Source organism: Massilia sp. S19_KUP03_FR1, assembly GCF_036688685.1.
In the GTDB taxonomy this organism is placed as follows: domain Bacteria; phylum Pseudomonadota; class Gammaproteobacteria; order Burkholderiales; family Burkholderiaceae_D; genus JALYUM01.
Genome location: NZ_JAQQPS010000016.1, coordinates 1 through 24,687 on the forward strand (window position 1 = coordinate 1; position 24,687 = coordinate 24,687).

The window sequence follows — 24,687 nt, forward strand, 5'->3', positions numbered from 1 at the left end:
TCGACGGCCACCCTATTTTTGCATGCTGGATCGAGGTCGATGAAGCTGCGTAAAGAATCTGCAATTGCAAGGAAATGCGCCATGCCTGACACGGGTTATCTCTATTTGACGGTGGACGAATTGTGCGCCGGTGCACTGGTTCACCTGATTTCCGGCGTCGACGCGCAACACGGACTGGCCACTGCGCCTGGCGCAGTGGCCACCCACATCACCGGCTATACCGAGTGGGTCCGCGAGGGTGGGCGCTTGCTTACCATTGGCTGGGACTGGCAAATGACAGCCCATGGCGAGAGGGTTTGCCTGCAACGGATCGGCGCGCCCAGCAGCAACCTGATGCTGCAATCGCGGGCGCGGCGCGACCTGGGACACGCCCGAACTGTCGAGTTACTCAAGGAATACCTCGACGGGTTCAACTGGCAAGCAGCCACGCTGTGCCATATCAGTACGCGCTATGGCTGAAGGGAGGGTCGAAAAACCTGCCACAAAAAGTGGCAATTTCAGCGATAATAACGCCCTTGTGCTCACAGCGCGCAGCGGGGCACGCCCTGCCAGTCATCCATTCAAGCCAAGAAGGTCCCCATGTTTTCCGCCCTGTCCCACCCGAGCCTGCGCCATTGCCGCCGGCTGTTTCTGCGCAATTACGAAGTGATGATCAACATCGGCGTGCACGACTTTGAAAAGCTGGGCGAACAACGTTTGCTGATCAATGTCGATTTGTACATCCCGCTGGCCGAATCGACGCCGCGCATGGACCAGCTCGACGAAGTAGTCGATTACGATTTCATTCGCACCACCGTCGCCAGCCGCATGGCGCGCGGCCACGTACAGTTGCAGGAAACCCTGTGCGATGACCTGGTGGCCGCGATGCTGGCGCACCCGCGCGTGCGCGCCGTGCGCGTCTCGACCATGAAGCCGGACGTGTATCCCGACTGCGAAGGCGTCGGCGTGGAAGTTTTCCAGATCAAGGATGAAGCATGAACAATGCTGTCGCCATTGACACGCCGGTGAGCGCGCGCGTCAGCGAAAAAACCACGCTGGAAAACAACAAGCTGCACAAGCGCCTGTGCCGCCTGGTGGGCCAGGCCATCGGCGACTTCAACATGATCGAAGACGGCGACAAGGTCATGGTGTGCCTGTCCGGCGGCAAGGACAGCTACGCCCTGCTCGACATCCTGCTGACCCTGCGCGAACGCGCGCCGATCCACTTCGATATCATCGCCGTCAACCTCGACCAGAAGCAGCCGAATTTCCCGGCTGAAATCCTGCCTGCCTACCTGGAAAAACTGGGCGTCGATTTCCACATCGAAAACCAGGATACCTACAGCATCGTCAAGCGCCTGATCCCGGAAGGCAAGACCACCTGCTCGCTATGCTCGCGCCTGCGGCGCGGCATCTTGTACCGTGTCGCCGATGAACTCGGCTGCAACAAAATCGCCCTCGGCCACCACCGCGACGACATCCTGGAAACGTTCTTTTTGAATATGTTCTTCGGCGGCAAACTGAAAGCCATGCCGGCCAAGCTGGTCTCGGACGACGGCAAGCACATGGTGATCCGCCCGATGGCGTACGTGAAGGAAGAAGACAGCGAGCGCTACGCCGCCGTAAAAGGCTTCCCGATCATCCCGTGCGACCTGTGCGGCTCGCAGGAAAACCTGCAGAGAAAACAGATCAAGAACCTGATGCGCGAGTGGGAAAAGAAATATCCAGGACGCGTGGAGAGCATTTTCTCGTCGCTGTCGACCGTTGTGCCCTCGCATTTGATGGATCGCGACCTGTTCGGTTTCACGGATTTGAAAACCGATGGCGTGGCCAATCCGTTGGGCGACATCGCCTTCGACGAGGAACCGTGCTCGACGCCGGCGCCAGGCGTGTTCGCGATTCAACCGGTCGACTAATAATGCAGACGCTGCCGCTGCGCTTGACTCCCGGACAGGACCTGCGCCTGGCGATCGAGGCGGCGCTCGGCAGTCACACGGCTGCCTTTGTCCTGCAAGGCATCGGCAGCCTGTCGGTGGCGCAGTTGCGCTTTGCCGGTGTCGACCTGGTCACCGAACTGCGGGGCGACCTCGAAATCCTGACTCTGGCCGGTTCCATCTCGCCCGATGGCGCGCATCTGCACATGAGCGTCTCGGATGCGCAGGGCCGGGTCGTCGGCGGCCATGTGGCCGCGGGATGCATGGTGCGTACAACCGCCGAGCTTTTGCTGGCCATCTTGCCCGACCATGCGTTCAGCCGCGAAACCGACCCCGACGGATCGGGGTTTCGGGAACTGGTCGTGCGCTCCCGGCGCGCCTGAGCCTGGCGAAACAGGGACGGTCATGTGCTGCCGCAGGCCAAATATGCGACGAAATATTGTCAAAATATTTCGCAAATACAACATTCGATAGACTGAGGAAATCTATCGAACTATATTCAGGACTTACCCACCAAAAGAAATCAGGTAAGTCATGCAATGGTTTTACAACCTCAAGATAGGCAAAAAGCTGATCCTGGCTTTCTCCATATTGCTCGCAATGAGCTGTGGGCTGGGCGTCTTTTCCATCAGCCAGTTGGTCAAGGTCAGCCAGGCCTCAAGCGACATTGCCGAAAACTGGCTGCCGGCCGTGCGCCATCTCGGTCAGATACAAGCCTCGTTGGCGCGCTACCGTATTTCGGAAGGCAACCACATCCTGTCTTCCGAGGAAAGCGAGATGCAGGACGTCGACAAGTCCCTGGCCACGCGCCTGACCACGCTGGCCAAACAGCAGGCGGCGTACGAGAAGCTGATCTCCGAGGCCGAAGAAAAGCGCGTCTATGCCAGTTTGCAAACCGCCCTCAAGGATTACCTGGAGCACAGCCGCCAGGTCGCGGCCCTTTCGCACGCGGGCAAAAAAGACGAGGCGCGCGCCATGTTTCGCGGCGCCTCGAACAAGGTGTTTCGCCAACTAAATGAACAACTCGAAGCCCTGGCCAAGATCAACGATGACGGCAGCCAGGCCTCCGACGACTCGGCGCGCGCCACCTTTGGCACGGCACGCCAGCTGATTTTCGCCACCCTGCTCGGGCTGGTCGTGGTCGGACTGGGCCTGGCCCTGTTCGTGGCCCGCACCGTGGCCACGCCACTGCAGCAGGCGGTCGGTATCGCACAACGCGTTGCCGCAGGCGACCTGAGCACCAACATCGGGCCGGGCGGCGCCGACGAAACCGGACAGTTGATGACCGCGCTGGGCGCCATGAACGCCAGCCTGCTGCAGGTCGTTGGCAAGGTCCGCAGCGGCACCGACCTGATCGCCACCGCCTCCGCCGAGATTGCCACCGGCAATCTGGACCTGTCCAGCCGCACCGAAGAACAAGCCAGCTCGCTCGAGGAAACCGCGGCGGCCATGGAGCAGATTACCGCCACGGTCAAACAGAACGCCGACAATGCGCGCCAGGCCAAGGAGCTGGCCGAATCGGCATCGAGCGTGGCCGGGCATTGCGGCACCGTGGTCGGCCAGGTCATCACCACCATGGAATCGATCAGCGCCTCGTCGCGCAAGATCGTCGACATCATCAGCGTCATCGACGGCATCGCCTTCCAGACCAATATCCTGGCGCTGAATGCCGCCGTGGAGGCGGCCCGCGCGGGCGAACAGGGCCGCGGCTTTGCCGTGGTGGCCTCCGAAGTACGCAACCTGGCGCAGCGCAGCGCCGCCGCTGCCAAGGAAATCAAGACCCTGATCGACGATTCGGTGGTGCAAGTCGGGGCCGGTACCACCCAGGTGCAAAGTGCCGGCAAGACCATGGCCGACGTGGTCGACAGCGTGCGCCGCGTCACCGAGGTCGTGGCCGAGATTACCGCGGCCAGCAGTGAACAAAGTGTGGGCATCGATGAAGTCAACCGCGCCATCATCCAGATGGATTCGGTGACCCAGCAGAACGCCGCGCTGGTGGAGCAAGCGGCGGCGGCGGCGGCATCGATGGAAGAGCAGGCGGCGGCACTGGCTGAAGTGGTCAGTGTGTTTCAACTCGTACCACAAGAACGCATCACACAACGGAGACTCGCATGAACTACACCACCTTCGCCGGCGCCCTCGTGGCTACCCTGGCCGTCACTGGCCCGGTCCTGGCGCAATCAAACATCGCCATCTACGGCATCCTCGACAACGGCATCGAAAACCTGACCAATACGGCGCCGGGCAGCGGCGCGGTAACCCGTGTCAGCTCGGGCGGCATGAACAATTCGCGCTTCGGATTTCGCGGTACGGAGGACCTGGGCAACGGCTTGAAGGCGGTGTGGCAACTCGAAGGTGGCCTGCTCACCGACACCGGCAACTCCGATGGCGGCCTGTTCCGGCGCCAGGCGAATGTCGGCATCGAAGGCAGCTATGGCCGGCTGGTGGCGGGACGCTCGTTCACCACCACCTACGACTTCATGGTGCCGTTCGATCCGATGTCGTATGCGCCGTATTATTCGTGGGCGTCGGGCGGCAGCGCGTCGAACGTGAGCACCTACAGCATGACCACCAGCGCCGACAATTTACTCAAGTACGCGCTCGAGAAGGGCCCCTTCAAATTCGGCGCCAGTTATGCACTCGGCGAACAGTCCACTGGCACTGCCGACGGCGCCAAATACCAGGCTGGGGTCAGCTACAGCAACGGCGCCCTGTCGCTGGTGAGCACCGTTGAACGTGCCAACGGCAACAACGTGGCCGCCACGGCCCGTCACGACAAGGCCAGCGTATTTCATGTCGGCGCCATGTACAGCAGCGGTGCATTCAAGTGGCAGCTGGCCGGGCGCAGCTACAAGAATGAGCCGAACAACGCCACCCTGCGCGCCGTGCGCGCCAACCTGTACTGGGCCGGCCTGACCTGGCAAGCCATGCCGGCCCTGCTGCTGACCGGCGCCGTGTACGACCAGGACGTCAAGAACCTGGCCACCAACGCCGATGCCGACCCGGTCATGTACGTGGCACGCGCACGCTATGCCTTATCGAAACGCACCGACCTGTACCTGACCGCCGCCAAGGCCAAAGCCAAACACGGTAAAACCGTCAGCCTGTCGCGCAACGAGGCCGGCTTCGCCGACACCCAGCGCGGCATCATGACCGGTATCCAGCATCGTTTCTGACCGTTTCAATAAGCACTCGCCGTCGGCCGCACGATGATCTCGCTGACATCGACGTCCGCCGGCTGCCCCACCGCGAAACTGATGGCGCGGGCAATTGCCTCGGCCGGAATCGCTTCCTGGCGAAACGCGCGCATCGCGTCGCGCGCCACCGGATCAGAGATCGATTCGGCCAGGTCGGAGGTGGTCACGCCGGGCGAAATCACGCTGACCCGAATGTCGGCGCCCACTTCCTGGCGCAGCCCCTCGGAAATGGCGCCCACGGCAAACTTGGTGGCGCAGTAGACCGCGGCGGTCGGACTGACCGCATGACCGCCAATCGACGAAATATTGATGATCTGTCCGGCCCGCCGCGCCTGCATGCCCGGCAACACCGCGGCAATCCCGTGCAGCACGCCGCGGATGTTCACGTCGATCATCTGGTTCCATTCATCGACCTTTAACGCCTCGAGTTTCGACAGCGGCATCACGCCGGCATTGTTGATGATAACGTCGATGCGGCCGTGGATGTCTTCGGCGAACGCGGCGAACTCGCGCATGCTCTCCAGGCTGGTCACGTCGAGGGCGAAGCAATCGGCCGTGCCGCCGGCGGCACGCAGCTCGCTGACGATGGCCACCAGGCGCCCGGTGCGGCGCGCACCCAGCACGACGCGATGGCCTTCGCTGGCCAAATGGCGCGCCGTGGCTGCGCCAATGCCGCTGCTGGCGCCAGTAATCAGGATGACTTTGGATTGGATAGGGGAAGTCATGATGGCGTCCTTTGCATGGCTGGTGATGAAGGCACCGATCTTGAGGCCGGCGGCGCCACGCGGCCATACCCATTCCAATGCAGTTCTTGCCCGATCCTCTACACGACATCGGCAAAGGTGGCGCTGGCCCGCGCTTTCATGGATCATTCCTCTCATCGACGATGAGCAACAACGAGGAAGCACGATGAACCACATGGCCACCATGATTGCCCGGCTGGCGCCTGTCGCCGGCATGACACTGACCGCGCTGGACGGCGTCACGCTCATGCGCGCGAACGGAACGACCGCGAAAGCCCCGGCGCTGTACGATCCGTGCATCTGCATTGCCGTGCAGGGACGCAAGCGCTGCTATCTTGGCGACAGCGCCTTCGCTTTCGCTTTCGATGCCCAGCATTACATGGTGCTGTCGGTGCCGCTGCCATTCATGAGCGAAACCGAAGCGACTGCTGCCGAGCCCTTGCTGGGCCTGATGATCCGGATCGACTGCACCCTGCTGGCCGACCTGCTGGTCGCCATCGAGGGTGACGAGGCGCCGCAACAGGCCCCCGCCACCGTCATGACGACCCGGCTCGACGCACGCATGGAAGCGACCGTGCAGCGCCTGCTCGAAACGCTGGCCTCGCCGCTGGAAGCGCGCGTGCTGGGCCCGGGCCTGGTGCGCGAAATCTTCTACCACGTCCTGATGGGCGAGCAAGGCGGCGCCATGCGCGCGGCCTTGACCCACCAGGGGCACTTCGGCAAGATCGCGCGCGCCCTGCGCCGCATCCACCAGGACTACCAGAGCGATCTGAACGTGACCAGCCTGGCGTGCGAGGCGAACATGAGCGTGCCTGCCTTCCATGCCCACTTCAAAGCCGTCACGCAATGCTCGCCCATTCAGTATGTGAAAGCGGCGCGGCTGCACAAGGCCAGGCTGCTGATGGTGCGCGGCGGCGTGACGGCTGCCAGCGCCAGCGCCCTGGTCGGCTACGAAAGCGCGTCCCAGTTCTCGCGCGAATTCAAGCGCATGTTCGGCCGCAGCCCGGTGGCCGAAGCGCAGTTCATGAAGCACACGCTGGCCCTGATGCCGGCCGCAGAAGCGGGCCATGTGCGTGTAGAACTGGCAGCTTCATAGACAATAAATTCTATCGCATCCTCACACGAGAATGCAGGTTCAGGCCCGGCAACACAAATAAGTAGACAATTATGTCTATGTTGGTTACGCTTCTTTCAAAGGAGCGTGCCATGAACCCGACAACCACCATTCCGAAGCCCACCGCAGCCGAGCTGGATCTGCTGCAAACCCTGTGGCCGCTGGATGCCGCGACCGCCAAACAGGTGCACGCGGCCATGCAGGTCGAGCGCCCCGACGTCACCTATGCAACCGTGCTGCGGCTGATGCAGATCATGCACGGCAAAGGCATTCTGATTCGCGACGCAAGCGAGCGCGCGCACGTGTACGCGCCGGCCCAGGCCCAGGACAGCTTGCAGACTAACTTGCTCAAGGACCTGATCCAGAAGGCCTTCGCCGGTTCCGCCAAGGCACTCGTGCTGGCAGCTTTGCGCAGCGGACTGTCCAAAAAAGAACGCGCCGAAATCGAACGCCTGCTGAAAGATGAGCAGCCATGATGGCCACCCTGATCGGCCACCTGGGCGCGACCTTGCTGGACTTTATATGGCAGGGTGCCCTGATCGCCTGCGTGGCCGGGATCGGCATGGTGGCGCTGCGCAAGCGCCGGCCACAAGCACGCTATGCCCTCGCCTGCCTGGCGCTGCTGGCCTGCCTGGCCTGGCCTGTGGCGGACCTGCTTGCGCGCCTGCATGCCCCGGCCCTGGTCGACGGCACAGCGGGACTTGCCCTGCGTGCCGGCACCGGCGCGCTGTACGCCCTGGTGCCGCTGCACTGGCCGCAGGCGCATCCCGGCGCGATCGTGCTGGCGTGGGCAAGCTGCACTTGTGCGATGGCGCTGCGGATGCTCGCTGGCCTGTGGTGGATCGCCAGGGCCGCGCGCAGCCCATGCGGCGACGCTGCATGGCAGGCACGCATCACCAGCATGGCCGGCCGCTTCGGCATCCGCCGCACGGTGCGCCTGCGCGTGGTCGACGATATCGCCAGCCCGGTCACGGCCGGCTGGCTGCGCCCGGTCGTGCTGCTGCCCGCCAGCCTGCTTACCGGCATGCCGCCCGAGTTGCTGGAAGCCTTGCTCGCCCATGAACTAGGGCATGTCAAGCGCGCCGATTACGTCGTCAACCTGCTGCAGAACGTCATTGAAACGCTGTTGTTCTATCACCCTGCGGTGTGGTGGCTGTCGCGCTGCATCCGCATCGAGCGCGAACGGATCGCCGACGATCTGGCCGCGCAGCACGTTGGCGCGCACCGCCTGGCACGCGCCTTGTCCGAACTGGAAAAACGCCAGTTTTCACACCACGACCTGGCGCTGGCCGCCAATGGAGGAGAGCTCATGTTTCGTATCACCCGACTGCTGCGTCCCGCACCGCAAGGACTGAACTGGAAGGCGGCGCTGCCCGTCCTGGGATTGACTGCCGCCCTGATTGCCGGCTGCGCCCAGGTAGCGCCGGCACCGCCCGCCAGCGTGACAAGCGCCGCCACCCCCGCTGTCGTCCAGTTCGCCAGCTGCCCGGCGCCGGTGTATCCCGATCAGTCGCTGCGCGACCGGGACACCGGCACGGTCGCGCTGGACTTGCTGGTCGGCGCCGACGGCACAGTGCGCGACTCACGGGTCAACCGGTCCAGCGGCCACCTGCCGCTTGACGAAGCAGCGCGCCTGGCTATTGCCAAATGCAGCTTCAAACCCGCCATGGAAAACGGTCGCGCGGTGCAGAGCTGGGTACCGGTCGCGTACCTTTGGACCTTGCAATGAGGGGCGCAGCACTTTCCGCTGTCGTGGCGACCGCATGCGCACTGATGGCGGGCGCCGCGCCGGCCAGCGACCTGCCGCAGTTTCCGTTCGTGCATACCAGTGGCTCGGCCTATATCAACGCGCTGGCCGATATCGGTGAAATCGATATGGAACTGTCCTCGCCCGACCAGAACGCGGACGCGGCGTGGACTGCGTTGGAGAGCCGGCTGACCGAGGTGCGGGCGCTGCTCGCGCAACAGGGTCTGCCCGTTGCCGATGTCGACGTGCAAAGCATCGTGCGTGGCCCACGCAAGCAGGACGGCACGCCAGCGGCCAACCCGGCGAACTTCTACACCAGTTGTACACTGCACCTGACGGTGCGCGATGTATCGAAATGGGCCGGCCTGGTGGCGCCGCTGCTGAAGATGCCCGAGGTGACCCAGTTCAGCGTGACATTCTCGCGCAGCGATCGGCGCCAGATCGAAACCGAGCTGGTAGCCAGCGCACTGGCCGATGCGCGGCGCAAGGCGGACGACCTGGCGCGTGGTGCCGGCCGCCAGCTTGGCCAGGCAAACGGTGTCGCGCTGGCCCCGATCAGGAATTTGTCGGCGCTGTTCGGCTTTTCCAGCGCCGAAGGGTATCGCCAGCGCCGCCCCAGTATGGACGCAGGCGATTACACGCTGGTCGCGCCTGTCCGGCTGGTGCAGGATGTGGACGTGATCTACAAACTGAAATGATGGCGCCGCACTACCTCGGTCAGCATTCGGCACCGGCCTGACAACGAAAGCGCGTCGCAGTTCTCCCGCGAAGGCTTGTCAAAATTCCAGTATATTGCGGCATGCACCGCGTCGGATGCGGCGCGCCACCGTCAACCAGGAATGCAATGTCAGCCTTCGATAAAACGTCCCCGAAACCGCCCACGATTGCTTTCACCGGCTACCAGAAATTCGTCGCCGGCCTGCTCGCCTTCCTGCAATTTGCCGTCATCCTCGACTTCATGGTCATGTCGCCGCTGGGCGCCGTCATCATGCCGTCGCTGGGCATCTCGCCGGCCAAATTCGGCATCGTGGTGTCTGCCTATGCGTTCAGCGCCGGCCTGTCCGGCTTGCTGGCGGCGGGCTTTGCCGACCGCTTCGACCGCAAAAAATTGCTGCTGTTCTTTTATGTCGGCTTCCTGTGCGGCACCCTGTGGTGCGGCCTGGCGCGCTCATTCGAAGCGATGCTGGCGGCGCGCATCGTCACCGGCCTTTTTGGCGGCGTGATCGGCTCGGTGCTGCTGGCCATTGCCACTGACCTGTACGCACCCGCCCTGCGTGGCCGCGTGATGGGCATCATCCAGACCGCGTTTGCCGCCAGCCAGGTGATGGGCATTCCGGTCGCCCTGTACCTGTCGAACCATTTTGACTGGCACGCGCCGTTCTTCCTGATTGTCGGCGTCGGCGCGGTGGGCGGCATGCTGCTGGCCTGGAAACTGGAACCGGTCGATGCCCATTTAAAAGGGCAAACCAGCGCGAATGCCTTGCAGCACCTGGTCGCCACCGTGACCGACCGGCGCCACCTGCCCGCGCTGGCCACCACCTGCCTCCTGGCCACCGGCGGCTTCATGCTGATGCCGTTCAGCAGCGTCTTCACCGTGAACAACCTCGGCATTGGCATCGAAAAACTGCCGACGATTTATCTGATCACGGGCCTGTGCACGATTTTCGTTGGCCCGCTGATCGGCAAGCTGTCCGACCGATTCGGCAAGATGCCGGTGTTTTATTTCGGCAGCCTGGTGACCATCGTCATGGTGCTGACCTACACCCACCTGTCCATCGTGCCGCTGCCAGTGGTCATCGCCGTCAACGTCGTCATGTTCCTGGGTATTTTTTCGCGCATGATTCCCTACCAGGCGCTGGCGGCGGCGGTGCCGGAAGCGGGCATGCGCGGTTCCTTCAATGCGATCAGCGCATCGTTGCAGCAATTGTCGGGTGGACTGGCGGCGGTCATCGCGGGGCACCTGGTGAGCACCGGTGCGGACGGCAGGCTGCAGGGTTTCCCGCTGGTCGGCTATGTCGTGGTCGGCACGACGATCGTGGCGGGGTTTCTGGTGACACAAGTAAATAAGGAATTGCAATCGCGCGAGGCAGCGCCGGCCTGATGCTGCCGGCGCGCCTGGCGCGTCGCGTTAGCGGTTGGCGATGTACAGCGTGATTTCAAAGCCAAAACGCCAGTCGCTGCATTCAGGTTTGGTCCATTTCATGGTGGTCTCCTTGATTCGTGATGGGATGGGCGAGCAATTGCACAGAGTTACCTGCAATATCCGTGCCTCCCCAAGAGGCATAGCGGCGCACGCTGCGGACGTGGCGGCGCTGTGTCAAAAGTGAACAGGCAGCTGGCGACGATGGGACACTTGCACGCCGCGCGCCAGCCCGGGGCGCTCGACCAGCAGGTGCAGCACGCCTGCCACAACGAATGCCGCCAGCAACTTGAGCGCCAGCGCCGGCATGGCATCCAGGTCGGCGTGTGCATCCACCCAATAAAACACTTGCTTGTTGGTCAGGTAGAGGCAATACGCCAGCGTGGCCACCGCCCGCGCGCCAGGCCAGCGCCAGTGCGTCATGGCATCGCTGAGGACCGCGCCCAGCAGGCAGGCCAGACTGGCCGACAGCAGGGGAAAGCCCAGCATGGCGCCGGCAGCGCTGGTGAAGTCGAGCGCGAGGCTGGCCGCCATCCCGAGCGCGCCGAATAGCAACAACAGCCAGCCGCGCGCCATCAGCGCCGTCCACCAGCGTCCCCTGAACACGCGCACCGACGCCAGTACCACGCCCATCCATAAGCCGTCGAGCCGGTTCCAGGTCGGGTTATAGATGCGCTCGACATAGGCCAGCACCCCATCGCCGCCGGCGGCAATGGCGGGCGCCACGGCGTCGTACCAGGCCCAGCCACGCAGCACGATGCCGCCAATCAGCAAGAGGACGGCACACCCCGCGACCCGGCGCGCATCCGGCGCACGCGCAAGCAGCCACACTACGGCTGGCAGCAGCAGATAAAAATGCTCTTCGACACACAGCGACCACGCATGGGAAAACGCGCGCTGGCGGGCGTAGTCGGGCAACAGGTTGGTAGTGAATGTCAGGAATTGCCACAACGGCGCCATGGCGTCGCTTTCGCGCCAGGCCGGCACGGCCAAATAAAGTGCCAGCACGGCGAGATAGGCGGGCAGGATACGCCAGGCGCGGCGCTGGAAGAAAAGGCCCCAGTCGGGCTGTCGTCCGGCGCCATACGGGCGCAGCACTTGCAGCCCGATCAGGTAGCCGCTCAGCACAAAAAACAGGTCGACGCCCATCCAGCCGTGGTGCGTCCAGGCCGGCAAGCGCAGGTCGGAACCGTCGAGATGGTAAGCCATCACCCACAGAATGGCGACTGCGCGCAGGAAGTCGATGCCGGCGTGACGGTGGCTTATCGGCGTCCGGTTTTGGGCGTATTCTGTGTGATCAATCATACAAGGAGAACCGTCGTGGATCGTCATGTTACTTTGTTTCATGCACCCAATACCCGCTCGGCAGGCGCCCGGGTTTTATTGGAAGAACTGGGCGCCGATTACGCCCTGCATACGGTCAACTTCAAAAAAAACGAGCAGCGCGACGCGGCCTATCTGGCGGTCAATCCGATGGGCAAGGTGCCGGCCATTGCGCATGGTGACGCGCTGGTCACCGAGCAGCCCGCCATCTACATTTTTCTGGCCGACCTGTATGCCGACCGCGGCCTGGCGCCGGCGCTGGACGATCCCCTGCGCGGGCCCTATCTGCGCTGGATGGTGTTTTATGGTTCGAGCTTCGAGCCGGCGCTGATCGACAAGTCGCTCAAGCGCGAACCGGCACCGCCGTCGTTCTGTCCGTATGGCGACTACGACACCATGCTGGGCACCTTGACGGCGCAGTTGCGCAAGGGGCCGTATCTGCTGGGTGAGCGTTTTACGGCGGTCGATGTGCTGTGGGGGATGGCGCTGGGCTGGACCGTGGCGTTCAAGCTGGTGCCGGAGTTGCCCGAGATTGTCGCGTACGTGAAGCGGGTGAAGGAGCGGCCGGCGGCCATCAAGGCCGCCGCCCTGGATGCAGCCCTGGCGACGGAGCTGAGCGCGGTTTAGCACGCTCAGCATAGGCCCCGGCTTTCGCCGGGGTGACGGTTTTGCATTTAGTGGGTACTGCTCGGCGCCACGTCCATGCGCATCACCGGGTACAAATTCAAACGCTCGTCCCACGAGGTGTGGCGGCGGGCGAAGAATTCGAGGCGGGCATGCGGATTTTTCGCGAAGGCGGGGTCGGTGGCAACCTTGTTGCGGAACGCGGCAGCCAGCGCCGGGTCGGCCGCCATCTGTTCGCGCGCCACGTCTTCGGCCACGTACTCTTCCATGTATTCCTTCGGCTCGAAGGCATTGTTAAACAGCCCCCAGGCGAGCAAGGAATCGGGCGCCAGCGGCTCAAACATCGCCACCACGAGGCGCGCCTTCGGCTGCGCGACCGGCACGAACAGCGCACCTTTTGCCACCTTGCGCGACTCGGTTTTCCAGCTGCCCTTGAGCGCCAGGCGCTGGTGCGATTCCACCGATTTCACGCCAAACGTGGCGACGTCGGCGCGGAAGGTTTCGACCGGGGCCGCATCGATTGCCGCACCCAGGGTCCGGTACACGATGCCGTGCTGGGCCAGCTTGCGGCCAACCATGGCGGCGAACGCGGCCGGCACCAGGTAGCCGGCGCGCGGCGCGTTGACGACCAGGTCCGGCACCACCTCGTCGCGCAGCGGCACGTGCCAGACCTGCGGCGTGGTTTCGTCGTAGTGCGTCATCAGCATGCCGGACACATCCGACATGCTGCGCGTGTAGGCATAGCCCTTGAAGTCGACCATGGTGGTCTTGTCGGTGGTTTTGTAGGTCAGCGTGACCGGCTGGCCGCCCAGCGCCACGGCGCGTGCATCGGCCGCAGCGGCCATCTGCTGCCATTGTTTGCCATGCGCGGCAACCTGCTCGAGCACCGACACGAAGGCGTTGTGGGTAATCCGCACGCGGGTCGGGTAATCTTTCCACGAGTGGGTTTCGACCAGCATCGCCAGCCGGTTGCGCAGCTGAAAATAGCCGGTCGAGAAGCGCGGGTCGGACACGCCATCGACGAAGCCCGAGGCCGGATCGTCGGTGGTGGCGAACGACATGTAGTAGGCCTGCGGCATCGAGCCCTGCTTGCGGATGGTATCGATCACGCCGTCGCGCCAGGCGATGCCGGCCGCGCGCAATTGCGGGTCGCCCGAATACACCGGCTCGACCTGGATCGACACATCGTGCTGGAACTTGGCGCCGTCGGTGACGTGCAGGTCGACATAGGCGATCGGATCCCAGGCATTGACCAGCGCCAGCATGGCCTGCATTTCCGGCGCGTCGGCTTTGACGTAGTCACGGTTCAGATTGAAATTCTGCGCCGTGGTGCGCCAGCCCATCTCGACCGGGCCGCGCTGGTTCGGGCGGTTGTTTTTGGTAAAGCGCTCGTGGCCGTCGACGTTGAACACCGGCACGAAAATCAGCACCTGCTGGTCGAGTGCACCCTTGGCCAGTTTGCCCTCGAGCATTTCGCGCAGGGCCTGGAAGCCGGCGTCCTTGCCATCGATTTCACCGGCGTGGATGCCGCCCTGGATCAGCGTCACCGGCAAGCCGCGTTGCTTGGCGGCCTGCGCCGTGAACGCGCCGCTGCGCGTGGCGACCAGCGCCAGCATCGGCCGGTTTTCCGGCGTGCGGCCAAATTCGATGCAGCGTACGGCGCCTGGATATGCCTTCTGGAACGCCGCGCACAGTTGCTCGACTTCTGCATAGCGGCCGGTGGCGGTGAAGCCGGAGCGTTCGGACACGGTGCTCAACTCTGGCGCGGACAAGGCCAGGGGCGCGCCGGCCATCAGGACAAGCAATAAGGCGGGACGAATCATCGAACGGACTCCGGCAAAGTGACAAAGAGTTAAATTATAGTCGTTGCCGAATTAAAAATTGCCGAAAAAAAAGCCAGCTTGCGAGGCTGGCTTTGGCGGTGCTCAGAGCCCGCTTACCGGGCGCTGCGCACAATCGACAGGCCGGACACGAATGGTCGCACCATCTGCAGCGGCGTCGTTGCTTGTGCGGTGGCGCTGCTTGAGGCCACCGGGCAGACGCCGGTGGCGCGGTACTGCAGCGCCGCGGCCAATAAACCTTCGCTGGTGTCGCCCACGGCATGCTGTAAGTCGTCCGCCACCGTGCAGGTCGGCGCGAAGCCATCGGCATAGTCGCCGAAACCCTTCTGGTTGACGCCCTGGAACTGGATCGCGAAATAGGTCGTGCCGCAGTTGTCGACCGGGGTGAAGGCGTAGGGTTTGCCGCAGGTCTGGCCGCCGATCAGGTCAACTTGCACATCCACGCCGCGCAGGCTGTTGATGATCGATTCGCTGGCCGAGCAGGTGTCGCCCGTGGTGATCAAGGTCACGCGTTTCAGGTTCAGCGTCGGCAGTACCGTGCCGGCTGGCACCGTCGTCTGAAAGCCGTAGGCGGTCGAGCGGAACTCGTACGCTGGCTGGTCGGCGTAGCGGTCGTTGAAGATCGGCTTTTCGAACACCTTGCCTGACGTTTGCGCCGGGCCGGCGATCATGTAGGCCAGTTCGCTGGCGATGAACAGCAGGCCGCCGCCGTTGTAGCGCACGTCCAGCACCAGGTCGGTCACGCCGGCCGCTTTCAGGGTCGTGATCGAGTCGATCAGCGCACGCTCGGACACTTCGTTGTGGCTGTCGAACGTCAGGTAACCGACCTTACCGGTGGGCGTATCGATGGTTTTGGTGTTTTTCACCGGCGCCGATGTGACGGCCAGGGCCGTCAGGCTGACGTCGATGGTGGTGCCGTTGCGGTCGAGCGTGAGGCGGTGGATCTCGTTGGCTTTTTCCGGAAACAGGCCGGCGTTGATCTTGTCGACCGTGGCGGCGTCACTGCCGTTGACGAAATCGTAGCCGTCAACGGTCAACAGCTTGTCGCCGCGGCGCAGGCCGGCGGCCGCTGCCGGCGAGCCGGGTTCGACAACACTGGCAACCCAGGTGCGCGGAATATTGGCGCCGGTATTGCGCGACCAGCTGATGCCGTAGCCCAGTTCCACGCCCTGACCCGACAGGGCATTCCACTCGGCGGTGGTGTAGGTGAAATGGTATTTGTCCTTGGCCGCGCCGGACGCGGTCATCAAGGGTGTTTTCAGTGCGTTGAAGTAATCGATGGCGGTGCTGTAGTTCAGCGGGTTCAGGCTCGGCACTTCCTTGTACCAGAGATAGGTCTGGTCGATCCAGCCGCGCAGGAAGGTGCGCTCGTCGGTCAGGGTGCCTGCCTTGTCCGGGTAGCCCTTGCCAGTGAACGGGTCGATACCCGAGCGCGGCGCGGCGCAGAAATTCTGGCTGGCCAGGTATTTGGATGTATCCGGTGTCGGTGTCGTTGTCGACGGCGTTGGGGTGGGCGTCATGCTGGACGGCGTCGCGGACGACACCCCCGGGGAACCACCGCCACCGCCGCAACCGGCAAGCAGGGCCGCGAAGGCAATCGGGAGCAGGCAAAAGCGCGTGTTGGTCAATCGACCAGTGGGTTTGGCGGTTGGTTTCATTAGAGAATTATAGTCGTGGCCGTTCCAAAATAGGCGCTCCGGAAAGCAACTTCTGCGCGTTTTCGGGCAACTTTGTTGCTACCCCGCGTCACGAATTGCGTGACTTGTTGTAGTGGCATTCGGTTATGCTGACGAAGTGGCACTTTTACCAACACTGCAAGGAAAATCATGACAATCGAACTCACCCTGCTGGCATGGACGCTAGTGCTGGCGCTTGTACAAATCGGCCTGGCGGGCATGCTGCGCACGCAGGAAACCGGCACGGCCTACAACGTCGGCCCGCGCGACCAACCGGGCCCGCCCACGCGCCCGATCACCGGCCGCGTGCAGCGCGCCCAGGCCAATCTGTTCGAAACCCTGCCGCTGTTCATCGCAGCGGTGCTGATCGCCCACGTGGCCGACCGCGACGGCGCGCTGACGTTATGGGGTTGCTGGATGTATCTGATTGCCCGCGTTGTGTATCTGCCCCTGTACGCGTTCGGGATTCCCGTGGCGCGCACGCTGGTGTTCATGGTCGGGACGACAGGACTGGGGCTGGTATTGGCGGCGATTCTGGGCGGCGCATAATCGGCATAGCGGGCAGCTAAACGTAGCTGCCCCACTGCCACACCACCCGGCATGCGGGTCCGCACCGGGCGGTTCGAGTAGTTGAGGTCAAGTGAGGCGAGGCATGCCGAGGGCTCTGTCGCGTTGTTGATCAAACGGCGGAATTCCCCTGAACGGCACTGTGCCGCTCAAACTGGACGGATCATTCCTGCCAACGCAGAAAATTGGTCGGCGAATGACATGGCTTCGGCGCCTTTGATTGCGAACTGGCCCTTGCGGATCATGTGTATCAGTTCGATGCCGGCGAGCACAGAGCCGGCGGACCGGAACGATTTGAAGTTGAGCATCGGTCTGTTCACCCGCTTGATGGCGCGGTGATCCTGTTCGATGATGTTGTTGAGATATTTGACTTGGCGCACCAGGGTCGGCAGGGAGCGCCCAGCGTTGATGGCATCGAACGCCGCCTTGTTGGCGCCGCTCTTGTCCATCGCGACCCTTTCCGGATCGCCGTTCGCTCCCATGGCCTTGTCAAAGAAGCGCTTCGCCGCGGGCATGTCGCGCTTCGACGTCAGCAGGAAATCGACGGTCTTGCCTTGCTTGTCGACGGCGCGGTAGAGGTATTTCCAGACGCCCTTGACCTTGATGTACGTCTCGACCGGGCGCTTGTGTTTCCGGGCCATCTTCTCGATGAGCGGTAGGAAACGAATCGCCCATCGGTTGATCGACGAATGGTCGACCGACACGCCGCGCTCTTCCATCATTTCCTCGAGGTGCCGGTAGCTCAGCGGATAAGCGGCGTACCAGCGGATGCAGACCAGGATCACGTCGATCGGAAAGCGCATACCTTTGAAGTTGAGCATGTCGATCGTCCTGGATTTGGGCACCGCAGTTTACCCGAACGGCCTGCCGGCGTCCGCTAACGCGATACGCGACAGAACCCGAAAGAACCATTGCGCGTCACTGTTCGATCATGCATTTCACAAATGCAGTCAAACAGGTCGTTGTCATAAAAGATTTTTACTTTCGGTTATTCATGTAAATTTAACTAATTGACAACAACATTCTGTTTCTTTATGATCCGCCTCGTAGTAACTAACACAGTGAGAAGAATTGATCTTGCTGTAAATGTTGAAGTACGTTTGATTAAGGAGATGAAATGAATAAAAGAGGAATTTTGTTGGCTCTATTGCTGGCACTGTCTGGTTGTAGTTCTGGTAGCGGCGATCCAGATACTACTGCGACACCAGCACCCACCGCACCAGTTGATGCTGGCCTGTCAGTTTTTCATGGCATTACAGTTCCACCTGATCCAGGATCTGCTGCTGATACAACAATTGCAGGTGTCGACACTGATCGTAATGGTATTCGTGATGAGGTGGACAGGTACAATGCTCAAACGTATGGTGCTGATCCTGTGAAATATTCCGGTGCCCAGTTGGCTGCCAAGACTAAGCAAAATCTTCTTGTTACTTCTATCACAGACATTAATGCTGCGACCGCTGCTGTATATGCAGAAGCTGACTCTGGCGCGTGCCTGGTCGATAAATTCCCATCAGACAATGTAACTGCAATCCATATCAACGATGATATGGTTCTTCGAACATTTAATACGCAGCAACGACAGCAGCAAATTAAAAGTTTGATGTTCAAAGTAGGTCAATTTACGCGTAGCTCCCAAGGAGTGGTATGCAAATGATTTATTTTAAAAAAATACTGCGAATATTTCTTGTTTTTACAATGTTGTCCGCGCAATTAACTGCCTCTTTTGCGCAGACCGTCAATGTGTGCTCTCAGGGTGCGATCCTATACTATCTTAATGGTGTCAATAAGCCAATTCCATCACAAGTTGCTGTCGACTCTCGAATATTAGGCAGGGAAGTCAGTTTAAAAAACATGAGTGGGTACAAAGAGACAAGTTACCTATATAACCCATCAGATACTATCGTGATGGATGTGTTATGGGAACTGGCAAGTCAGATGACGGCTAGGCGTAACGCATCGATTGTCGACACCTTTGTGCAGGCAGGACTCAGTGCATGGGGTATGGTTACAGATATGACAGACGCAGAAAAGGAACAGGTCAGAAATAAGATAGCAACCGCTGTTCTCCAATACAATTTAAGTACTACCTTCACAGTTAATGGATCTAGCACCACTACTGCAGAATTAGTTAAAAGTTTTGAAAATACTGTGGCAGGACAACTGAGGAATGGAAATAAAGTTATTATTGTTTCTCATTCTCAGGGAAATATGTTTGCCAATGATGTTTATACAGCAATAAATGCAGATCTTAACCAAGACATTTCACGCGGATTAGCTGTTGTTAATGTTGGAAATGCAGCCGCTAAGGCATCTTCTGGCCTTTACGTCACAGGCACTCAAGATTTGGTTATTAATGTTGCAGCGCGAGCACTTGCTGCAACGATCGGGGCTCAGCAGCCGATGGCTGCGAATTTTGACGCTGCTGGTGCTTGGAGCATCGATAGTACGGGTCATGGGTTCACGGAGATATATCTCAGTCATGCCCTGCCATCAGGGACGTCTGATGCTAACTCACTAGCCTCTAAGACTTTATCACTTATCCAGCAAGCAATTAATGTTGCGATTGATCCTAAAAAATTAACTAGCGATGGGCCTATTACTGCAACGCTCACTTGGGCGAATTATGGCGACGTTGATTTGCACATTTATGAGCCCGGTGGTTCGCATGTGTGGTATAAAAATGCAATTGGGACGATGGGGAAACTTGATCTCGACAATACGCGTGGTTTTGGTCCAGAGCATTATTTTACATCTTGCTCACAAGAATTAGCAGTTGGGCACTATATATTTGCTGCGAATTATTATCAAAGTACTTTTGGCGTTGGTCCTCAGCAGGCCACAATAGAGATAAAAACATTGAAAGGCACACAAAAATCCATAATTACCCTTCCTTTGGCGCAAGGGGATTCAGGACTACCAACGAAAATGTTTGATGTGGAGGTTACGAAGAGCCAAACTGGCAGTTACAGTTTTGCCACTACACAACTTTAAATACATTTATTTTTATTAGACCCGCCTATTAAGGCGGGTTTTTTTCAATTTTAATTTTAAGATCAACAGCTTTTATGGGTGATGCCAGGAACAACCGGAAGCGGATCGGTTCTGTCGCATTAGCCCCCTCTGTCAGGAAAGATGTCGCGTCACTTGAATCACTTTAATCCATCCGGGGGCGGAGCGAAGACATGCAGTGAATCAGTATCCAGCAGAACGCAAGGAAGCTATTCTTCGTCAGATGCCGCCGCCGGAGAACAGGCCGGTATCGGCGGTTCTGTCGCATTAGCGAAGGTTCTGTCGCATTAATTTTTTTCGGCGCGGTTGGCATACGACATGTGGGCTTGGGCTCTGTCGCGTTGTTGATCAAACGCCGGAATTTCCCTGGAAGAGCAATGTCCCGCTCAAACTGGACGGACCATTTCTGCCAGCGTGCAAATTGGTCTGCGAACGACATCGCATCCGTGCCGTCAATCGCGAACTGGCCTTTGCGGATCAGGTGGACAAGCTCAATGCCGGCGAGAACGGAACCGGCGGCGCGGAATGATTTGAAGTTGAGCATCGGCCTGGTCACCCGCTTTATGGCGCGGTGATCCTGTTCAATGATGTTGTTGAGATATTTGACTTGGCGCACCAGGGTCGGCAGGGAGCGCCCAGCGTTGATGGCATCGAACGCCGCCTTGTTGGCGCCGCTCTTGTCCATCGCGACCTTTTCCGGAGCGCCGTTCGCTCCCATAGCCTTGTCGAAAAAGCGCTTCGCCGCGGCCATGTCGCGCTTCGCCGTCAGCAGGAAGTCGACAGTCTTGCCCTGCTTGTCGACTGCGCGGTAGAGGTATTTCCAGACGCCCTTGACCTTGATGTACGTCTCGTCCATGCGCCAGCTGCCGCCGACCGGGCGCTCGTGTTTCCGGGCCATCTTCTCGATGAGCGGCAGGAAACGAATCGCCCACCGGTTGATCGATGAGTGGTCGACCGACACGCCGCGCTCTTGCATCATCTCCTCCAAGTGACGATAACGCAGCGGGTAGGCCGCATACCAGATGCACACCAGAATCACGTCGATCGGAAAACGCATACCTTTTAAGATGACCATGTGGATTCGCCCTGGATTCGGGCACCGGAGTTTACTCGACCGGCCCGCGGGCGTTCGCTAATGCGACAGAACCGAAAAAACCCGCCAGGCGGCGGGTTCGGTTTTTATGCGGCGTGCGCGCCGGATGGCTCGCCCACCGGCGACGGCGAATGAAACGCCGCCAGCAGCGCCGCTTCCTTCTCTTTCGCCGTTTTCAAATGGCGTTCCTTGACGTGGCCATAGCCGCGGATATCTTCCGGGATACTGGCGATGGCTACGGCTTGCGCCAGGTTCTCGCCGTTCAGGCGGGTCAATAAACCGCCCACCGTGCGGCGGTAGTCGGCAATCAGCGCCCGCTCCATCTTGCGCTCGGCCGAATAGCCGAAGATATCCAGCGGCCCGCCACGCAAGCCCTTCATCTTCGCCATCAAACCAAACGCCTTCAGCATCCACGGGCCGAATTCCTGCTTCACCAGGTGCCCCTGTTTGTCCTTCTTCGCAAACAGCGGCGGCGCCAGATGGAATTTCAAGGTCACGTCGCCTTCAAACATGGTGGCGATTTTTTCCTTGAACGCACCATCGGTGTACAGGCGCGCGACTTCGTATTCGTCCTTATACGCCATCAGTTTGTAGAAATACCGCGCCACCGCTTCCGACAAACGCGTGCCCTGGTTCAGACGCGCTTCGGCCGTGCGCACTTCATGGACGAATGACAGGTATTGCTGCGCGTACGCCACATCCTGGTAGGCCGTCAGCAGTTCGACGCGGCGTTTCATCAAGTCGTCCAGGGTCTGCGTGCGCTTGAATTCGATGACTTTGGCTGGCGTCGTCATCTTCACCAGCGATGGCAAATCATGCGCGGCGGTGCGGCCCCAGTGGAACGAGGTTTTATTGAAGCCGACCGCCACGCCATTGAGTTCGATGGCGCGCAGGATCGACGCTTCGGCCAGGGGCACCTGCCCTTTTTGCCAGGCATAGCCGAGCATGAACATATTGGTGGCGATGGCGTCGCCCATCAGCGCGCTGGCGATCTGGCCGGCGTCGACGAATTCGACACGTTCGGCGCCGCAGGCCTTGACGATTTCAGCTTGCGCCGAAGCGCCCGGGAATTGCCAGTTCGGGTTGCGCACGAAGGCTGCCGTCGACGAGCCGGTGGAGTTGATGGCCGCAAAGGTGCGGCCTTCGCCCATGCGCGACAGGGCGTCGCGGCTGGCCGTGACGATCAGGTCGCAACCGATGACCAGGTTGGCGCTGCCGGTACCCACGCGTGTCGAGTGCAGGTCGGACTGGTGATCGGCAAGACGTACGTGCGACATGACCGGGCCACCCTTCTGGGCCAGGCCGCTCATGTCGAGCACGATGGCGCCCTTGCCTTCCACGTGCGCGGCCATCGCCAGAATCTGGCCGACGGTGACGACACCGGTGCCGCCGATGCCGGTGATCAAAATGCCGTACGGCTCGGCCGTGCCGGGCACGAGCGGGCTTGGCAACGCCGGCGGGGCCTTGGCGCCGGCCTCGGCCTTCTTCGGCTTTTTCAGTGCGCCACCTTCGACGGTGACAAAGCTCGGGCAAAAGCCAGTGGTGCAGGAAAAATCCTTGTTGCAGGAGGACTGGTTGATCTGGCGCTTGCGGCCCAGTTCGGTTTCCAGCGGTTCGACCGACAGGCAGTTCGATTGCACCGAGCAGTCACCGCAGCCTTCACACACAAGCTCGTTGATGACCGCGCGCTTGGCCGGGTCGGGGTACTCGCCCTTCTTCCGGCGCCGGCGTTTTTCGGAGGCACAGGTCTGGTCGTAGATCATGGCCGAGACGCCGGGCATGTCGCGCAGTTCGCGTTGCACGTCCATCAGTTCGGAACGGTGGCGCACGGTGACGCCGTCGGCCCATTTGTAGTCGTCCGGATACTTGTCCGGCTCATCGGTGACGACGATGATCGGGTGCACGCCTTCGGCCGCGATCTGGCGGCTGATCATGCCCGGATCGAGCGGCCCGTCGAATTCCTGGCCGCCGGTCATCGCCACCGCATCGTTGAACAGGATTTTATAGGTGATGTTGACCTTGGCCGAGACCGCCGCGCGGATCGCCAGGATGCCCGAGTGAAAATAGGTACCGTCACCCAGGTTAGTAAACACGTGTTTTTCGGTGGTGAACGGCGCCTGCCCGACCCAGGTAACGCCTTCCGCGCCCATGTGGGTAAACGTCGAGGTTTCGCGGTCCATCCACAGCACCATGTAGTGGCAACCGATGCCGGCCAGCGCGCGCGAGCCTTCCGGCACTTTGGTGGAAGAATTGTGCGGGCAGCCCGAACAGAAGTAGGGCGTGCGGTCGGTTTCCGGATTGGCTTTGGCCGGTACGGCCTTGAGCACCAGTTCCTTCGCTTCGAGGAAGGCGATGCGTTCCTTGACGCGCTGCTCGACCGGGTGGCCGGCGCAGTAGTGCGAGATGCGGCTGGCGATGGCGCGGGCAATTTGCGCCGGGTTCAGTTCATAGGTGGCCGGCAGCAACCAGTCGCCGTGGCCGGTGTGGGCGTGCTTGCCGTGCTTGCTCCACTCGCCGCTGTCGTCGAATTTACCCACCACGCGCGGACGCTCGCCGTCGGGCAGGTTGTATAACTCTTCCTTGAGGGCATATTCCAGCACCTGGCGCTTTTCTTCGACCACCAGGATTTCGTCGAGGCCACGCGCGAAATCGTGCACGCCGTCCGCCTCCAGCGGCCAGGTCATGCCGATTTTATACAGGCGGATGCCGATGTCGGCGGCAGCCTGCTCATCAATGCCGAGGTCGGCCAGCGCCTGGCGCGTATCGAGGTAACTCTTGCCGGCGGTGATGATGCCGATCTTCGGCTTGGGGCTGTCCCAGATGATCCTGTTCAGTTTATTCGCACGTGCATAGGCCAGCGCGGCATACCACTTATAGTTGTTCATCCGGACTTCCTGGTCCAGGATGGCGTCCGGCCAGCGGATGTTCAGGCCGTCAACAGGCAGCTCGAATTCGGTAGGGATCGTGATTTGCACGCGGTCCGGATCGAAGTCCACCACGGCGCCCGACTCGATGATGTCGGTCACGCATTTCATCGATACCCACAAGCCCGTGTAGCGGCTCATGGCCCACGCGTGCAGGCCGTAGTCGATGTATTCCTGCACCGACGACGGATACAGCACGGGAATGCCGCACGCGGTGAGGATGTGGTCCGACTGGTGCGCGGTGGAGGACGATTTGGCCGCATGGTCGTCGCCGGCCAGGATGACCACGCCGCCGAATTTGGAACTGCCGGCGTTGTTGCCGTGTTTAAAGACATCGCCGCAGCGGTCGACGCCGGGGCCCTTGCCGTACCACATCGAAAAGACGCCGTCGTACTTGGCATCCTTGAACAGATTGGTCTGCTGCGTGCCCCAGACCGCCGTGGCGGCAAGGTCTTCGTTCAGGCCCGGGTGGAAGTGCACGTGGTGCGCTTCCAGGTGTTTTTTGGCTTTCACCGCGGTCATGTCGACCGAGGTGACGGGCGAGCCGCGGTAGCCGGTGATGTAGCCAGCCGTGTTCAGGCCAGCCTTGAGATCGCGGTCGCGCTGCATCATCGGCAGGCGAATGAGGGCTTGCGTGCCGGTCATGAAGGCGCGGCCGCGCTCGAGCGTCCACTTGTCTTCCAGGGTGATGTCCTGCTCGGGCGGCGGCGCTAGCTTTGATAGATCCTGTGGTGCATTCATTGACGGTGTCTCCGTTATATTTTTTATGATTG

The 24,687-nt window shown here is 61.1% G+C and carries 22 protein-coding genes and 1 pseudogene; 15 read left to right on the top strand and 8 right to left on the bottom strand.

Features of this window, described 5'->3' with window-relative positions; all coding sequences use genetic code 11:
- The first annotated feature begins 81 nt into the window (after positions 1–81).
- The 6 genes from V6M87_RS17780 (at position 82) to V6M87_RS17805 (ending at position 5,089) form a co-directional block, all read left to right on the top strand.
- Positions 82–459 (top strand): DUF4902 domain-containing protein, encoded by a 378-nt coding sequence (locus V6M87_RS17780; protein WP_332877990.1) that lies wholly within the window; start codon positions 82–84, stop codon positions 457–459.
- A gap of 120 nt (positions 460–579) precedes the next feature.
- On the top strand, positions 580–978 hold the full coding sequence (locus tag V6M87_RS17785; RefSeq protein ID WP_332877991.1) for a dihydroneopterin aldolase: 399 nt from the start codon (positions 580–582) through the stop codon (positions 976–978).
- Complete coding sequence (gene ttcA, locus V6M87_RS17790) at positions 975–1,895, top strand: tRNA 2-thiocytidine(32) synthetase TtcA (RefSeq protein ID WP_332877992.1); 921 nt, start codon at positions 975–977, stop codon at positions 1,893–1,895. Before V6M87_RS17785 ends, ttcA begins: the two co-directional genes overlap by 4 nt.
- A gap of 2 nt (positions 1,896–1,897) precedes the next feature.
- Positions 1,898–2,296 carry a PPC domain-containing DNA-binding protein gene (locus V6M87_RS17795; protein ID WP_332877993.1) on the top strand — a complete coding sequence of 133 codons (399 nt, stop codon included), beginning with the start codon at positions 1,898–1,900 and terminating at the stop codon, positions 2,294–2,296.
- 151 nt (positions 2,297–2,447) lie between these two features.
- Positions 2,448–4,028 (top strand): methyl-accepting chemotaxis protein, encoded by a 1,581-nt coding sequence (locus V6M87_RS17800; RefSeq protein WP_332877994.1) that lies wholly within the window; start codon positions 2,448–2,450, stop codon positions 4,026–4,028.
- A complete protein-coding gene (locus tag V6M87_RS17805) occupies positions 4,025–5,089 on the top strand; it encodes a porin (RefSeq protein ID WP_332877995.1) in 1,065 nt (354 codons plus the stop codon). The genes V6M87_RS17800 and V6M87_RS17805 overlap by 4 nt, the downstream gene beginning before the upstream one ends.
- A gap of 5 nt (positions 5,090–5,094) precedes the next feature.
- Here the strand turns inward: V6M87_RS17805 and V6M87_RS17810 are convergent, their stop codons facing one another.
- Entirely contained in the window at positions 5,095–5,835 is a 741-nt protein-coding gene (locus V6M87_RS17810) for an SDR family oxidoreductase (RefSeq protein WP_332877996.1), read from the bottom strand.
- Positions 5,836–6,028: 193 nt separating this feature from the next.
- Here V6M87_RS17810 and V6M87_RS17815 point away from each other — a divergent pair, with 193 nt between their 5' ends.
- The 5 genes from V6M87_RS17815 to V6M87_RS17835 all read left to right on the top strand — a co-directional run bounded on the left by V6M87_RS17815 (position 6,029) and on the right by V6M87_RS17835 (position 10,815).
- Entirely contained in the window at positions 6,029–6,949 is a 921-nt protein-coding gene (locus V6M87_RS17815) for an AraC family transcriptional regulator (protein WP_332878131.1), read from the top strand.
- Between the two features lie 110 nt (positions 6,950–7,059).
- A complete protein-coding gene (locus tag V6M87_RS17820; protein WP_332877997.1) occupies positions 7,060–7,443 on the top strand; it encodes a BlaI/MecI/CopY family transcriptional regulator in 384 nt (127 codons plus the stop codon).
- Positions 7,440–8,696: a M56 family metallopeptidase gene (locus V6M87_RS17825; protein WP_332877998.1), complete on the top strand. Its 1,257-nt coding sequence runs from the start codon at positions 7,440–7,442 to the stop codon at positions 8,694–8,696. Before V6M87_RS17820 ends, V6M87_RS17825 begins: the two co-directional genes overlap by 4 nt.
- Positions 8,693–9,412, top strand: coding sequence for an SIMPL domain-containing protein (locus V6M87_RS17830; protein WP_332877999.1), 720 nt, complete (start codon positions 8,693–8,695; stop codon positions 9,410–9,412). Before V6M87_RS17825 ends, V6M87_RS17830 begins: the two co-directional genes overlap by 4 nt.
- A gap of 146 nt (positions 9,413–9,558) precedes the next feature.
- Positions 9,559–10,815, top strand: a complete 1,257-nt coding sequence (locus V6M87_RS17835; protein ID WP_332878000.1) for an MFS transporter — start codon at positions 9,559–9,561, stop codon at positions 10,813–10,815.
- A gap of 27 nt (positions 10,816–10,842) precedes the next feature.
- On the opposite strand, the gene pqqA is transcribed toward V6M87_RS17835, so the two are convergent.
- Entirely contained in the window at positions 10,843–10,998 is a 156-nt protein-coding gene (gene pqqA / locus V6M87_RS27280) for a pyrroloquinoline quinone precursor peptide PqqA (protein ID WP_442920611.1), read from the bottom strand.
- Positions 10,999–11,031: 33 nt separating this feature from the next.
- Positions 11,032–12,159 (bottom strand): acyltransferase family protein, encoded by a 1,128-nt coding sequence (locus tag V6M87_RS17840; RefSeq protein WP_332878001.1) that lies wholly within the window; start codon positions 12,157–12,159, stop codon positions 11,032–11,034.
- 15 nt (positions 12,160–12,174) lie between these two features.
- Between V6M87_RS17840 and V6M87_RS17845 the strand changes: the two genes are divergently transcribed.
- Positions 12,175–12,804 (top strand): glutathione S-transferase family protein, encoded by a 630-nt coding sequence (locus tag V6M87_RS17845; protein WP_332878002.1) that lies wholly within the window; start codon positions 12,175–12,177, stop codon positions 12,802–12,804.
- A 47-nt stretch (positions 12,805–12,851) separates the two neighbouring features.
- Here the strand turns inward: V6M87_RS17845 and V6M87_RS17850 are convergent, their stop codons facing one another.
- Positions 12,852–14,624 (bottom strand): M14 family metallopeptidase, encoded by a 1,773-nt coding sequence (locus V6M87_RS17850; protein ID WP_332878003.1) that lies wholly within the window; start codon positions 14,622–14,624, stop codon positions 12,852–12,854.
- 113 nt (positions 14,625–14,737) lie between these two features.
- Positions 14,738–16,300: a S41 family peptidase gene (locus tag V6M87_RS17855; RefSeq protein ID WP_332878004.1), complete on the bottom strand. Its 1,563-nt coding sequence runs from the start codon at positions 16,298–16,300 to the stop codon at positions 14,738–14,740.
- Between the two features lie 168 nt (positions 16,301–16,468).
- Here V6M87_RS17855 and V6M87_RS17860 point away from each other — a divergent pair, with 168 nt between their 5' ends.
- A complete protein-coding gene (locus V6M87_RS17860; RefSeq protein ID WP_332878005.1) occupies positions 16,469–16,867 on the top strand; it encodes an MAPEG family protein in 399 nt (132 codons plus the stop codon).
- A gap of 167 nt (positions 16,868–17,034) precedes the next feature.
- On the opposite strand, the gene V6M87_RS17865 is transcribed toward V6M87_RS17860, so the two are convergent.
- Complete coding sequence (locus tag V6M87_RS17865) at positions 17,035–17,706, bottom strand: IS6 family transposase (protein ID WP_332878006.1); 672 nt, start codon at positions 17,704–17,706, stop codon at positions 17,035–17,037.
- Positions 17,707–18,002: 296 nt separating this feature from the next.
- Between V6M87_RS17865 and V6M87_RS17870 the strand changes: the two genes are divergently transcribed.
- Both V6M87_RS17870 and V6M87_RS17875 read left to right on the top strand, forming a co-directional pair.
- Positions 18,003–18,542 carry a hypothetical protein gene (locus V6M87_RS17870; RefSeq protein WP_332878007.1) on the top strand — a complete coding sequence of 180 codons (540 nt, stop codon included), beginning with the start codon at positions 18,003–18,005 and terminating at the stop codon, positions 18,540–18,542.
- Complete coding sequence (locus V6M87_RS17875) at positions 18,533–19,879, top strand: YfaP family protein (RefSeq protein ID WP_332878008.1); 1,347 nt, start codon at positions 18,533–18,535, stop codon at positions 19,877–19,879. The genes V6M87_RS17870 and V6M87_RS17875 overlap by 10 nt, the downstream gene beginning before the upstream one ends.
- Before the next feature lie 436 nt (positions 19,880–20,315).
- On the opposite strand, the pseudogene V6M87_RS17880 reads toward V6M87_RS17875, so the two are convergent.
- Positions 20,316–20,972: pseudogene (locus V6M87_RS17880) on the bottom strand (IS6 family transposase); the annotation flags it as partial.
- A gap of 104 nt (positions 20,973–21,076) precedes the next feature.
- Positions 21,077–24,655 carry an indolepyruvate ferredoxin oxidoreductase family protein gene (locus tag V6M87_RS17885; protein ID WP_332878009.1) on the bottom strand — a complete coding sequence of 1,193 codons (3,579 nt, stop codon included), beginning with the start codon at positions 24,653–24,655 and terminating at the stop codon, positions 21,077–21,079.
- Positions 24,656–24,687: the final 32 nt, after the last annotated feature.